Here is a 14,088-nt window from a genome sequence, read left to right on the forward strand (position 1 = left end):
GCCCGCTCCTGCCCGAAGACGACGGAGCCCTGACGCGCTGACACGGGCCGTGCGGGGAGGGTGGACCCCGCACGACCCGTGCCGGTTCAGCGGTGCGGCCGGGGTGCGACGCGCGGGAGGACGTACGGCGGACCGGCGAAGATCAGGTCCGACTTGATCTCCTGGTACGCCCGCTTGGGCTGGTAGTTCTCGTCGTAGATGGTGGCCAGACCCTCCGGCGGGTCGTTGAACCAGTCCGGCACCCACGAGTACTTGTCACTGAAACCCCAGACCGTGTACGACAGGCAGTCGCGTACGGCGAGACACGCCTTCATCAGCACGCTGAAGTTGGCGGCCGACGCCTGCAACCGGGGGTTGATCTCCTCGGAGTTGCCGGCCTGGACGCCTGCGGTCATCTGGCTACGGACGTCGACCTCGGTGAACGCGGTGGCCAGACCGAGCGCGGAGAAGCGCTTGAGGGCGGCCGTCACCTGGAGGGTGTCGAAGTTGCCGTACTGGGTGCCCAGGTGGCCCTGCGAGCCGACGCCGTCGATCGGTACGCCCTTGGCGCGCAGCCCCTTGGCCATGTCGTAGACGAACTGCGTCTTGTCGTCGGCCGGATTGCCCGAGCCGAACGCCTCGATGTTGTAGTCGTTGTAGAACAACAGCGCCTTCGGGTCGGCGGCGCGGGCCCAGCGGAACGCGTCGGCGATGTAGTCCGGACCCAGGTTCTGCGCCCAGAAGCCCTTGTAGTGCAGTGTCGACGGGGTGTCCCAGGGGTCGCTGACCGCCTCGTTGACGACGTCCCACTGCCAGATCTTGCCCTTGTAGCGGCTCACCACGGCAGTGATGTGCTTGCGCAGCAGCTCGCGCAGCTCCTGCTTGCTGATGGTGCCGTCGGCGACGCCGCTGGTCAGCCAGGCGGGCAGTTGGTTGTGCCACACCAGCACGTGCCCGCGGACGCTCTGGTGGTTGCGCTGGGCGAACTGGATGAGCTGGTCGGCCTCCGTCCAGTTGTAGGTGCCCCGGGTGGGCTCCAGGCTCTCCCACTTCATCGCGTTCTCGGCGGTGACCGAGGAGAACTCGGTGGCGGCGATCTGGCGGTAGCGCGGGTCGGTGGCGTCGTTGAGGGCTTCCGCGTTGACCGCGGTGCCGATCCTCAGGCCGTGGCGCTGGCCGAGGGCCGCGAGCGTCTGGGTGGTCGGGTCGTACGGCCGGCTGGCGGTGGCCGGAAGCGCGTTCAACGCCGCAGCGGTCGCGACGGCGACGACGCCGGCGCTGATCCACCGTCTTGGCTTCATCTGCCTGCCTCTCGATAATGATCGACAGATGTCGATCTTTGAAGGAAGGGTGCGGCCCGGGATGAAAGGGCGCGGGGGCGTGGCTTCGAAGGACCGGAAACTCGTTCGAAACATTATGGCCGTCGATGGGCCCCGTCAACTCTGAAAACTTCCGGAAAAGAGTCGGGTGAGCTGCGCGACTGTGGATAGTCATCGGATGAAAGTTTCGCCGCTGAGCGGCGTGGCCGACCCACCAACGGCAGTGGGGGTGGCACCGACCTTCACGGGTCGGTGCCACCCCCACGCGATGCGGGTCGGTAGCGGATCAGTCGGTCAGCCGCGCCTCGATCGCCTCGATGACACGCGGACGCAGCTCCGCGGCGCGGATCACGGCGTCCACCGAGCCGACCTCGACGGCCCGCTGGATGTTGTGCACCCGGTCGAACTCCGTGGCCACCTCGCCGAGCTTCTCCGCCCGCACCGAGGACCGCAGCTCGTCGAGCTCGGCCGTCAGCGCGGCGCGCTCGGTGCCGGACGCGGCGGCGACGCGGGCCTCCAGGGCACGTACCCGCTCGTCGGCGGCCGTCCGGGCGTTGACGTCGGCGGAGAACACCACCGCGGCGGCGGGAGCGCCACCGAGCACCGAGGCGAACGACCCCTCCAACGCCAGCACCGTCATGCTCGGGTTCAACGCCTTCGAGAACACCACGAACGCGCCACCGTGGTACCGCGAGATCACGCAGAACACGATCGGACCCCGGAAGTTGACGATCGCCCGGCCGATCTCCGCGCCGTACTCCAGTTGCAGCTTGCGCATCGACTCGGGCGAGCCGTCGAAGCCGGACAGGTTGGCCAGCACGACCAGCGGACGGTTGCCGCTGGCCGCGTTGATGGCCCGCGCGGCCTTCTTCGACGAGCGCGGGAACAGCGTGCCCGCCGTGTAGGTGTCCGGGCCGTCGGTGGGCGGGAACCCCCGGCGCGGCACCGACCGGGACTCGATGCCCAGCAGGCACACCGGGATGCCGCCGAGGTGGGCGTCCTGCACGACCGCCGTGTCGGCGTCCGCCATGCCCGCCCACCGCTCCAGCACCGGCCGGTCCTGGTCGGCCAGGGCCCGCAGCACCGTCCGGATGTCGAACGGCTTCTTGCGGTCCGGGTTGGCCTCGGCGGAGAAGATCTCGCCGACCGTGCGGAACGGGCTGCCCGCCACGTCGTGCGGGAACTCCGAGATGTCCCGGTCCACCGGGTCGGTGGTGGTCACCCGCCGCGGGGCGTCCTCGCCGGGCGCGACGTACGTGTGGTCGTAGTGGGCCATCAGCACGTCCCGGGCGGCGGTCAGGTTCGGCGCCCAGTACTGCGCCTGCCCGTTCGGGCCCATCACCCGGTCGTACCCGCCGATGCCGAAGTTGTCCTCGGCGGAGACGCCGCCGGAGAAGTCCAGCGACTGCTTGCCGGTGAGCACCATCGCCGAGTCCGGGGTCATCACCAGCACGCCCTTGGTGTGCATGAGCATCGTGGCCTCGGCGTTCCAGTACGGCTGCGCGCCCACGTTGATGCCCGCAACCACGATGTTGATCTCACCGCCGGCCTGGGTGAACTCGACGATGCGCTTGAGCGCCGCCGCCACCCAGTCCATGTTCTCGGTACCCGAGGTCATCGAGATCCGGGCCCCGGCGGACAGCGCCCACCACTCCACCGGCACCCGCATCCGCTCCGCCAGGTCCAGCGCGGCGATCACCCGCCGGCACTCCGGCTCGGACAGCGCGCCCAACGACTTCGTCGGGTCGCCGAGCAGCACGACCCGGGTCACGCCCTGCGGGTGTCGTGCGGTGGGCGCGGTGACGACGCCGGCGACGATGGCGGCGCGGTTGCGCCCCTTGGGCCGGTCCACCGGCACCAGCGCGTACGCGTCGTCGAGGTCGTGCTCGACGAACTCACCGAGCCGACCGGTCAGCTCGTACGGGTACACCGTGTTGCGGCTGCTGGCCCGCAGCACCTTGAGCCGGTACTCGTCCAGCGGCTCGACCGGCTCGGCCGGCGGCTCGCCCACGGTCAGCTCCGCGCCGCCCTGGGCGTCGAACGAGATCCGTACCGCGATCTTGGTCAGCTCGCCGGTGCGGCGGTCGCGCTGCCGCGCGATGAACAGGATCTCCTCCAGGCCGGCGCCCACCGTCGTCGGGCGTACCCGCCCGGCGATCATCTCCATCTCCTCGCGGGTCAGCTCGCTCGGCGGCCACACGTAGACGACGATCCGGTTGGTGGTGAACCGCGTCTTCGACGGCCGGCGCGACTGGGCCCGGCGGATCGAGTCGAGGCAGGCCGCCACCGCGTCCTCGGCGGTGGGCAGCGCCACCAGCCGGCCGTCCTGCTCGCGCAGCTCGGTCAGGTCACGGACCTGGGCGAACGCCACCAGGCGCTCGTCGGCCGGGTTCTCCCGCGCCACGCACTGGAAGAGGTAGACCTCCTCGTCCGACGACGGCAGCCGGGTCAGGTCGAACTTGTGCAGCCGCTCCAACTGCATCCGCTGCGCGATGTACGGGTGCAGACCGCGGATCAGCCGGTCCTCGACCATCCCCGCGTCCGAGGGGCGGAAGGTGAAGTGGTGGTGCATGACCGCCCCGCCGCGACCCGCGACGGTGGCGGTGAGCCGACGGACCTGCGCCGGCAGCGGATGGGCGGCGAGCACGTCGCGCAGCGCGGCGGCCATCGCGTCGAAGTCCTCCGGCTGGTTCTCCCAGCCGAGGTAGATGTCGGCGTCGACCGACTCCTCGGTGGCGGCCAGCTCGGCGAGCCCGCGCAGCGCGTCGCCGAGCCCGTCGAAGCGGACGGCCGCGGAGACCACACTGGAGTCCGCCCGCTCGGCGACCACGAAGGCGCAGTCGCCGACCTCGCGGGTCCGCACCCGGCTGAGCGCCTTGTTGCCGTAGTAGCGGCGGGTCAGCACCTCCAGCATCACCGTGTTGTCGAGGTGGTGCCGCACGAGCCGCTGGCCGAGCAGCCGGACCAGCGGCTCGGTGCTGCGGACCATCTCGGCGATGCGCTCGGCGCGGTCCGGCGCGTCCGGGTGGGCGTCCAGGTGTCGCAGGTGGGCCCGGACCTGCGCGTAGACGCGGGCCCGGTTGCGGCGCAGCAGCGGCTGCGCGAACCAGGCGAACACCACGCCCCGGGCCAGGTCGGCGATGGCGGGGAAGCGGACCTGCGTCGCGGCGATCAGCCGTTCCAACGCCAGACCGGCGGGCTCGCGCAGCGACTCGTCCGGCGGGGTCTCGCGCAGCCACTCCCGCAGCAGCGCCGCCACCACGGTGGCGTCCACGGACGCGCGCTGCTGGGCCAGGAAGATCCGGAACACGGCGGCTTCCAGGCCGGGGGAGCGCTCCAGGTCGGTGACGCCGTAGTGGCCGAGAGCCTTGGCGAGCTTGGCCTGGAAGGCGTCCGGCAGCCCGGCCCGCTCCACGTCGAGGCTCTGCAGGTAGGTGTGCAGGTACTCCCGGTCGCTGCGCGCGTGGGCGCCGCCGTCCTCGCCGGTCGGCCGGTTACGGCTCAGCTCGGCCAGGTCGGCGAAGACGTCGACGAGGTCCACCTCGGCGGCCAGCGGCCGGTGCCCGTCCTCGGCCGCCAACCGGCGTACGACGAGGTAGTCGTCGAGCACCCGGCGGTCGTCGTGCGGGTCGACGTCGAAGCCGAGCAGCAGGCCGCGCAGGTCCTCCTGACCGCGCCGGCTGCGCTCGTACGCCGACCGGCCGGCGTCGGCGGCGGGCAGGTCCAGCTCGACGGTGGGACCGCTCGGGCCGGCCACGGCGTCGGACGCCTCGTCGGCGACCGGCTCCAGCCGCAGCAGCGGCGCACCGGCCTCCACCTGGCTGCCCACCGAGACGGCGCACTCCTTGAGCCGGGCCTTGAACGGCGCGCGCAGCACCGTCTCCATCTTCATGGCCTCCAGCACCAGCACCGGTGCGCCCGCCTCGACCTCGGCGCCCACCTCCAGCGGGGTGGCGACGACCAGTGCGGGCATGGGGGAGCGCAGGACGCCACCCTCGTCGCGGCTGACCCGGTGCGTCACGCCGTCCACCTCGACCAGATGGGTCGGGCCGTGCGTGCCGGTGAGCAGGCGGTACCGGGCGCCGTTGACGGCGATCTGGCCGGTGTGCCGGTCGAAGCGGTCCAGCTCGACGTCGGCCGTGCGGACGTCGCCGCCCACCTCGATGCCCACCCGGAACCGGTGCGCGCCGATCCGGGCCACCCGCAGCCGGTAGGTGACGCCGCGCAGCTTGAGGTCCAGCGGTCGGCCGCTGGCGTGCTGCACCTGCGGACGTCCACCGGCGGCGGTCGACAGCAGCCGCTGCCGCTCGGCGCGCTCCTCCTCCTCGTACGACTCGATCGCGGCGGCGGCCAGCGCGACGGCGGAGTGCCGGTGCGTGACGAGCCGGCCCTCGCCCCGGACCCGGTCGATCCAGCCGGTGTCGGCGCTGGCGTCGATGACCTCGGGCTGGTCGAGCAGGTCGAGCACGAAGCTCTTGTTCGTGGCGCCACCGTCGATGATCACGGTGGTGTCGGCCATCGCCCGCCGCAGCTTGCCCAGTGCCTCGTCCCGGTTCCGCCCGTACGCGATGATCTTCGCGATCATCGAGTCGAAGTCGGCCGGGATGGTGTCGCCCTCGCTGACGCCGGTGTCCACCCGGATGCCCGGCCCGGCGGGCAGGTCGAGTCGCGCGATCCGCCCCGGGGACGGCGCGAAGTCGCGGTCGGGGTCCTCGGCGTTCAGCCGCGCCTCGATGGCGTGCCCGCGCTCGACGGGCGGGTCACCCACGAGCCGGCCGCCCGACGCGACGTGCAGCTGCGCCTTCACCAGGTCGAATCCGGTGGTCAGCTCGGTGATCGGGTGCTCGACCTGGAGCCGGGTGTTGACCTCCAGGAACGCGAACAGCCGGTCGCCGGGGTGGTAGAGGAACTCCACGGTCGCCGCGCCCCGGTAACCGACCGCCACGGCGAGCCGCTCCGCCGACGTCTTCAGCTCGGCGGCCTGCGCCTTGTCGAGCACCGGCGAGGCCGACTCCTCGATGACCTTCTGGTTGCGCCGCTGCACCGAGCAGTCCCGTACGCCCAGCGCCCAGGCGGTGCCCTGACCGTCGGCGATCACCTGCACCTCGACGTGCCGGGCGCCGGTGACCAGGCGCTCCAGGAACACGATGCCGCTGCCGAACGCCCGCGCCGCCTCCTGGCTGGTGCGCTCGTACGCGTCGGCGAGTTCGGCGTCGTTGGTGACCACACGGATGCCGCGCCCGCCACCGCCGGCCGTCGCCTTGAGCATCAGCGGGTAGCCGATCTCGGCCGCCGCCGCCGTCGCGGCGTCCAGGCTCTCGACGGCACCGCGGCTCCACGGCGCGACCGGCACGCCGACCTCCTCGGCGATCAGCTTCGCGCCGATCTTGTCGCCGAGCTGGCGCATGGCCTCCGGGCTCGGCCCGACGAAGGTGACCCCGATCTTCTCGCACAGCTCCGCGAAGGCCGGATCCTCGGCGACGAAGCCCCAGCCGACCCACGCGGCGTCGGCGCCGGTCTCGGTCAGGGCGCGCTCGAGCGTCGCGAGGTTCAGGTACGGGCGGGCCGACGCCGGACCGAGGTCGTAGGCGATGTCGGCCTCGCGCACGAAGGTGGCCGTGCGGTCGACGTCGGTGTGGAGGGCGACCGTCTCGATCCGGCTGCCCGTCTCCGCTGCCAGCTCCCGGACCGCGTGGATGAGCCGCATGGCGGCCTCACCACGGTTGACGATGGCGACACGGTTGAACACCCGACTGACCCCTTTGGTAGACCATGATGTACGTGCCGAGACACGACGGCTCCCGGCAGTGATCACTTTTCCGGCTCGGAGCGCACGGCGCCATGGTGCAACGGCCGAACCAACCGCCGCTGAATTGTAGAGACCCCACAAAACTTTTTGGCTGTCAGTCGCGGAGCGCCGGATAGATGTCCCCTCTTCGCGATGAACGCCCCGACATCACCTTTCGGCTTCTTCACCCCATTGCGCCCACCCTGGGCGCGTCGCCGACCCCTGACCGAGCGGACGCGCCACGGCCGACCGTTCGCCGTGACGCGCCGCGGCCCACCCCGGGACGGCGAACGGCCCGCGCCCCTGCACGGGCGCGGGCCGCTGGAACGTCTTCGTCCTACTTGGACGGCTCGGGCAGCTTGCAGTCGACCTTGGGGTTGGCCCCGATGTAGTTCAGCGGTCCGGCCACGATCGTGACCAGGATCGTCCCCGCCTCGGCGCAGTTGGTGTCGTCGCCGCTGTAGTAGCCCCGCTGGCCGGCGGCGACCGCGCCGATCACCAGCCAGATCACGACGATGACTCCGAGTATCGAGGTGCCGCGCATCGCTGCCTCCTGAAGGAATGTGGTGTATCTGAGGTGCAGGCGTTGTACCCAATCGGGTCGCGTCGCCAAACGGTGGGCGCGGTGTACCCGGCCGCATCGTCCGTCCGGCCGATGTCGGCATCGGCCGCCCGCACCACGTCTCCCCGCGCGGCTATCGGATCGCCGACCGACCCGGCCGCCGCGCGGGGCATCGGACGTAGAACTGCCTCACGGCCCGCCGAGGAGGACCCATGGACGTCCCGACACCGTCGCTCTACATCGACCGCCCCCAGGACGTCGCGGTCGCTGCCCGCGCGCTCGCCGAAGGCGCGGTCGTCGCGGTGGCGTTCGCCAACGTCTACGCCCTCGTCGCCCGCCCGGACCCGGCCACCGTACGTCGGGTGAACCTGGCCAAGGGTCGGGCCGTCGACCAGGTCGGCAGCATCACCACCGCGATCGGGCGCATTCCGGGGATGTTCGACTGGACCCGCATCTCGCCGCGGTTGCCGGTCGGCCGGGTACGGGCCCTGATGGACACGCTCTACGGGGCCGGGCCGTTCGGCTTCCGGGGTCCGGCCGCCAGCCGGCTGCCCGAGCACCTCACGCAGGTCGACGCCGGACTGCGTACCGCCCAGGTCATCGCTCCCGGCCTCACCTGCCCGTCCAACGCGTTCCTCGAGCGTGCGCTCGTCGAGGCCGGCACCGACCATCTCTACATCACGTCGGCGAACCGGTCCCGACACCACACCGGAGCCCCCGACGAGCCGGCCCACTGGAAGGCCGGGGCGCTCGCCGCCGACTTCGCCCACCTGCGCGACCTGGTCGTGCTGGCCCACCCGGACGAGGCGGTGGCCCGGGCCGCCTACCCGGGCTACCTCACCACCTCGGTCACCCTGCTCTCGTTCCACGCGCCGGTCGGCGAACTGGAGGAACCGCCGGTGCTGACCGTGGACCGGCACGGCTCGCTGCACGTCGACGACGTACGTCGGGCCGCCGTTCCGCTGGGCCTTCAGGTCCGCCTCGGCGCGACCGCCGGGCAACGGCTACGGGCCCGGGGGTACGCGGGCGCGCTGGTGTGACCATGCGGTCGGCTCAGTGCGGCGGTGCGGGGGACTCCGGCGGTTTGCCGCGGCTGCGCCGGTGGTCCGCGTAGGCGACCCCGGCCAGCACCAGCATCGCGCCGACCGAGGCGGCCAGCGGTGGCAGGTACAGCGCCACGGGCGCGATCGTCAGCAACGCGAGGAGCCCGCCGGGGCGGGACGGCGACACCCGGCTGAACACCTCGTACTCGAACGACGACCGGCCGATCAGGAACAGCGCCGGGCCGCCGAGGATCACCGCCACCCAGGCCGGCGGCGTACGACCGAAATGCTCGTGCAGCACCAGGTCGAACCCGGAGGCCGTGGTCACCACCCCGGCGATCATCAGCAGGTGGGTGTACGGGGCGGTGAACAGGAACTTGGCCGGCGCACCGGACATCTTGATGGCCGTTGGCAGCAGTTGGCCGGACTTGTGGACGTAGATCCGCCAGAGCAGCAGGGTGGTCACGAACGCCACCGCGAACGACGCGATGTTCTGCGCCTCGGTGTGCGCCAGGTTGAACATGGTGCCGATGGTCAGGATGGCGTCGCCGAGCGCGATGATGAAGAACTGCTGGTACCGCTCGGAGAGGTGCTCGGCCGTGACGTTGCGCTGCGGCTCCGGCACCACCCCGAGCCCCGGCACCGGGTACGCCAGCCGGAAGCCGGTGTAGTCGATGGCCAGCGCGATGGCCCAGCACGCCAGCCGGGCGTCACCGGCCACGAACGCGCCGATGATCCAGGGGATCGCCGACACCACGAACCAGCTGAAGATGCGCAGCGCCCGGCGCTGGGTCTGCGGTTCGCGACGGACGGCCGGCATCAGGAACAGCCCGCGCCCGAGGTGGATGGCCACGTACGTGCCCGCGAAGACGATGCCGCGCGCGTTGAACGCCTCCGGGATCGCCGTGGTCATCAGCAGCGCGCCGAACATGACGGTGGAGATCAGCAGCTTGATCTCGGTCCGTTCCGGGTCGTACAGGTCGGTGACGAGGGTGGTGATCGCCCACGTCCACCAGACGGCGGCCAGCAGGATCAACGCCTGCCCCGCGCGGTGCCAGTCCAACTGGGTGACCATGCCGCGCGAGATGAGCGCCAGCGCGACCACGTACACCAGGTCGAAGAAGAGTTCGAGCAGCGTCACCCGGCGGGGGGAGTCCGGGTCGCGCACCGGTGGTTGCGTCCTGCCCGGCCCGGGCTCCGGCGCGGAGTAGTGCACGCTCGCTCCTGCAGTGCCGGTGGACTCGGCGGACCGTCCGGCCCACCTCGACCGACGCTAGCCAGCGGCGCACCCGCGCACCCCGGGATTCGTCGCACCGTCCCCCGACCGGGCGCTCGGTCGACGATTTCGCGGGCGGCCGGGTCCGGTGATCGGCCCGGGGTCGACCAGGACGGGCGTCGTCCCCACCGTGCTCGGGCGCCCGGAACGAGCGAACCCCCGGCCGTCCGCACGGACGGCCGGGGGTTCGTGGTGGCGCGTCAGCCCTGGTCGCCGCCGGGCAGGACGGCACTCGCCTGGTCACCGGCGCCGGCCAGCACCCGAGCCTGCTGGGGCCAGCTGGCCAGCCCGGGCGCGGCGCGCAGACCGGCGGCCCGGATCAGGTCGCGCAGCGCCGGCTCGTCCAGCTCGCCGAGCTGGCGGTAGGTGCGCACGCCGGCCGCCTGCAACGCGGCCGCCATCTTCGGACCCACCCCCTGGATCCGGCGGAAGTCGTCCGCCGGGCCGGTCGGGTCGGTGTCCGCCGTGGCTGCCGGGATCGACGCGGCGTCGGCCGCGCGGACCGGCGGCGTGGCCCGCGCCGGCTCGGCCTCGTCGACGTCCGCCGCCGTCCCGGCCGCCGCGACCGCCGGCGTCGTCTCGGCCGGCGTCGTCCCGGTGTACGCGCTCTCGGCGGCAACGCCGTCGGCCTGCTCGGTCGGCGCGGTCTCGACCGGGGTGGCGTCAGTGGCGGTCGGGCCGGTCTCGGCCGGCTCGATCGGCGTGGTGGCGACCGGCGTGGTGTCGGCGAGCTCTGCCGGGGTGCTGTCGGGCGACGGGGTGTCGGTGCTGTCGTCCAGCGGCTGGCGCGGTGCGATCACCGCCGGGGCGGGCTGCTCGTCGACCGTGCCCGGCTCGTCGACCGGGTCGGTCCGCTCGGTCGCCGGAAGGGTCGGCGGGGCTTCGGTGAGGGCCATGTCGCCGGGGTCGACGGCGTTCGGCGCGGAATCGTCCGGCGTGGTCACGGCGGCCGGCGCGCTGACCGTGTCCACCGGAGTCGGCTCGTCGGCGACCGCCGCCGGAGCGGGGTCGATGGTCGCCGTCGGCCGGGCCTCGTCGGTCGTGGCCGGTGGCTCCGGGTTGCTGACCACGGCCAGGCCGGCGACCGGGTCACCGTCCACGATGGGCCGGGTGGTGGCCCCCGCGCCCTGCCGGCCGCGCAGCAACCATCCGGCGGCCAGGCCCAGCAGCACCGCCACGACCACTATCAGCGAGTGTCCGATAGACCACTCCACGGCGAACCTCCCTCACACCTCGTCGAGAAAGTCACGAAAAAAACTCGCCGCAGCTTCGCACACCCGCTCGGACGACGACAGACAGGACCGGCGGCAGGCGTCCACCACCTCGCGGGGTGCCCGGCGGGTGACGCAGAGTCGTACCTACCTGCCCGTCCACCAACGGCGGAGACGAAGCGACCCGGGTACGACATGTGCATGTCGTACCCGGGTCGCTGGTGCCGTGGTCAGTCCTCGTCGCCCTCGTAGGTGTGGAAGTCGTCGACGAAACGGCGTCGCAGCGGGGGGACCCGGCTGGTCACTCCGAAGTAGCCGCGCGCGCCGAGCAACGCGAGCCGCCCCACCACCGGCTTGTACATCCGGTCGTCGCCGCTGGTGCCGCTGCGGTGCAGCGACTGCTCGACCCGTGCGAAGCCGTACGGCACCATCGCGGCCTCGTAGTCCGCCACGGCCTGCACGAGCGTCTTGTCCCCGGCGGCGGCGCTGGTGAGGTGCTGACAGAGCAGGCGGGCGTCGCGCAGCGCGGTGTTCGCCCCCACCCCGCGACCCGGGGTCATCGTGTGGATGGCGTCCCCGAGCAGGGTGACGGTGCTGCTCTTCCACGGTGGCGTCGGCTCGGACGTGCTCACCCTGATCGGCAGGACACTGCCCGGATCGCTGATCCGCAGCAGTTCCCGCAGGTGCGGGTGCCAGTTGGGGGTCAGGTCCAGCGCGACCCGTTTCAGATCCTCGCCCCGGCGTTGCAGGACGTCGGACGGGAACCGGCGGGCGGTGCTCCAGATGATCAGGTTGATGTAGTCGGCGCTGGTGTGCTCCGACAGGCCGGACCAGTCCCGCAGCAGGGCGGCGTCGTCGGCGCCGACGCCGGGCTTGACCGCCCCGTCCGGGTCCCACTTGAACTCCATCACGTGCAGCACACCCATCGTGCCGCCGGCGCCGAAGATCAGCGAGATGCCCCGGCCGACGCGCTCGGGCACGAGGCTGCGGGTCTGCGCGGTCAGCGGGATGCGCGTGGCGATGTTGATGGTCCCCGCGTCCCGGATCACCGCGTGCGGCAGGTACTGGCGGCGTACCGCCGAGTGCGTGCCGTCCGCCGCCACCAGCAGGTCGCCGGTGGCGCTGGTTCCGTCGGCGAAGTGCGCGGTGACCGTGCCGTCGTCGTGCTGCTCGTACCGGACGAAGGTCTTGTCGAACTGCACCACGTCGGCGAGGCCGGTCAGCAGCACCTGGCGCAGCACCATCCGGGCCACCGAGTGCTCGGTGTGCACGGGATCGACGGCCGGCCGCAGCTCGAACGACGCGGTCTCGCGCAGCCGCTGCGTGACGACGTTGAAGTAGCTCGGCGGCCGGGCGCAGGTGGCCAGGAACGTGGCGAACAACCGCGGTGGCAGGCAGTCGCGCAGCGCCCGGCTGCCGGTGGGACCGATGCCCACCCGGTAACCGAGCAGCCCTTCGCCGCTGTGCCGGTGCCGTTCGTAGACGGCGACGCTGATGCCGGCGCGGCGCAGCCCGTGCGCCAGGCACAGGCCGCCGGTGCCGGCGCCGATGATCAGGACGTGCGGGCCGGTGGTGGACATGTCAGCCGGCCGGGTGGGGCGCCGCCGCGTCGGCCGCGTCCCAGCGGTAGAAGCACTCGGCGATGGCGTCCTTCGGGGAGCGCCAGGTCGACAGGTACGGCGAGGTATGCGCCGCGAGCCGCTCATTGACCTGCTGGAACAGCGGATGGGTACGGGCGGCGGCGAGGGCGCCCGGGTCCACGTCCGAGGTTTCGATGAGGTGCACGAACACGTCGTGCAGGCCGTACAGGGACCGGTGCGTGACACCGGTGAGGCCGGGCAGTTCGGTGGCGTCGGACTCGGCGAAGATCTGGGCGACCCGCCCCTCCGCGCCCGGGATGATCCGGCTGACGATCAGTAGACGACTCATGGGACCCCTTCCGCCGGTGGCCGATCCCGACCCGCGGGCCGGTGGTCACGTGCTCGATGCGGTCACCGTGCCGCAGGCTGTGTCACGTCACCGTCACGTGCGCCGCCCGGCCCGTGACGGCCGAGCGGCGGTGTCCCGGCCGGCGGCTGCGGACGGCTGGCCGCCCGGATCGGGGCGAGCGTGTCGTCGAGCAGGGCGCTCATCGCCGGGCTGGGTTCGAGACGCAGCTCGCGGCGCAGCAGGTCGCGGTAGACGTAGAAGGCGTGCACGGCCTCGAAGGCGTTGCCCTCGGCGAGGTGGATCCGCACCACCAGCCGGTGCGGCGTCTCGCGCAGCGGCTCGGCGGCCATCGCTTCCAACGCCGCCTCCAACGCCTCACCGTGCCGACCGGCCGCGAGGTGCTGGGCGGACACCTGCTCCAGCATGTGCAGGCGCAGTTGCCGCAGCCGCTCCCGGTCCAACAGCACCCAGTCGTCGTACCAGCCGGGCAGCAGGTCGTGCCGGCCGGCGGCGAGCGCCCCGGCGGTGCTCCGCGGGTCGTCGCCGTTGCGCACCCGGGCGGCCGTTCCGACGAGGTCGTCCACGTCGAGGCGGACGGCCGGGGCCAGTCGGACGGTGTCGCCGGCCACGATCATCGGGCAGCACGGGTCCTGCCGCAGCCGCCACAGCGCGGTCCGCAGCGACGACAGCGCCCGCTCCTCGGACACGTCGGGCCAGAGCAGCCCGGCGAGCTGGCTGCGGGTGGCGCCGGGGCGCAGCCCGATCAGCGCGATGACCCGTTGCAGCCCGCGTGGCACCACGATGTGCGCGGTGGCGTGCAGGAGGCGGAAACCGCCGAGCAGGTGCAGCGTGAGGTCACCCGGGTCGGGACCTGCGGCGCTCGGCACGGACGAATCAGCGGCCACGGCGGCACCCCCTGCGGAACGCTCGTCCCGACTGTCTGCTGTGTCCCGGATCGGCTGCCCGCGTCACCACCGTCGG

The 14,088-nt window shown here is 72.4% G+C and carries 9 protein-coding genes; 1 reads left to right on the forward strand and 8 read right to left on the reverse strand.

Annotated features, from left to right (window positions below):
• Positions 1-86: 86 nt before the first annotated feature.
• The 3 genes from ACN263_RS13495 to ACN263_RS13505 all read right to left on the reverse strand — a co-directional run bounded on the left by ACN263_RS13495 (position 87) and on the right by ACN263_RS13505 (position 7,630).
• Entirely contained in the window at positions 87-1,280 is a 1,194-nt protein-coding gene (locus ACN263_RS13495) for an endo-1,4-beta-xylanase (protein ID WP_422740143.1), read from the reverse strand.
• A gap of 304 nt (positions 1,281-1,584) precedes the next feature.
• Positions 1,585-7,047 (reverse strand): carboxyl transferase domain-containing protein, encoded by a 5,463-nt coding sequence (locus ACN263_RS13500; protein ID WP_422740144.1) that lies wholly within the window; start codon positions 7,045-7,047, stop codon positions 1,585-1,587.
• Between the two features lie 376 nt (positions 7,048-7,423).
• Complete coding sequence (locus tag ACN263_RS13505; RefSeq protein WP_306271566.1) at positions 7,424-7,630, reverse strand: hypothetical protein; 207 nt, start codon at positions 7,628-7,630, stop codon at positions 7,424-7,426.
• 230 nt (positions 7,631-7,860) lie between these two features.
• On the opposite strand from ACN263_RS13505, the gene ACN263_RS13510 reads away from it, so the two are divergent.
• On the forward strand, positions 7,861-8,688 hold the full coding sequence (locus tag ACN263_RS13510; RefSeq protein ID WP_422740146.1) for a hypothetical protein: 828 nt from the start codon (positions 7,861-7,863) through the stop codon (positions 8,686-8,688).
• A 13-nt stretch (positions 8,689-8,701) separates the two neighbouring features.
• On the opposite strand, the gene ACN263_RS13515 is transcribed toward ACN263_RS13510, so the two are convergent.
• The 5 genes from ACN263_RS13515 to ACN263_RS13535 form a co-directional block, all read right to left on the reverse strand.
• Entirely contained in the window at positions 8,702-9,907 is a 1,206-nt protein-coding gene (locus ACN263_RS13515) for a low temperature requirement protein A (protein WP_422740147.1), read from the reverse strand.
• A gap of 260 nt (positions 9,908-10,167) precedes the next feature.
• Complete coding sequence (locus ACN263_RS13520; RefSeq protein ID WP_422740148.1) at positions 10,168-11,181, reverse strand: hypothetical protein; 1,014 nt, start codon at positions 11,179-11,181, stop codon at positions 10,168-10,170.
• 227 nt (positions 11,182-11,408) lie between these two features.
• Positions 11,409-12,758 (reverse strand): FAD-dependent oxidoreductase, encoded by a 1,350-nt coding sequence (locus tag ACN263_RS13525; protein WP_422740149.1) that lies wholly within the window; start codon positions 12,756-12,758, stop codon positions 11,409-11,411.
• A gap of 1 nt (position 12,759) precedes the next feature.
• Positions 12,760-13,107 carry a TcmI family type II polyketide cyclase gene (locus ACN263_RS13530; RefSeq protein WP_422740150.1) on the reverse strand — a complete coding sequence of 116 codons (348 nt, stop codon included), beginning with the start codon at positions 13,105-13,107 and terminating at the stop codon, positions 12,760-12,762.
• 62 nt (positions 13,108-13,169) lie between these two features.
• Positions 13,170-14,012, reverse strand: a complete 843-nt coding sequence (locus ACN263_RS13535) for an AfsR/SARP family transcriptional regulator (protein ID WP_422740151.1) — start codon at positions 14,010-14,012, stop codon at positions 13,170-13,172.
• Positions 14,013-14,088: the final 76 nt, after the last annotated feature.

The sequence above is a fragment of the Micromonospora sp. WMMD729 genome, assembly GCF_049315225.1.
Taxonomy (GTDB): domain Bacteria; phylum Actinomycetota; class Actinomycetes; order Mycobacteriales; family Micromonosporaceae; genus Micromonospora.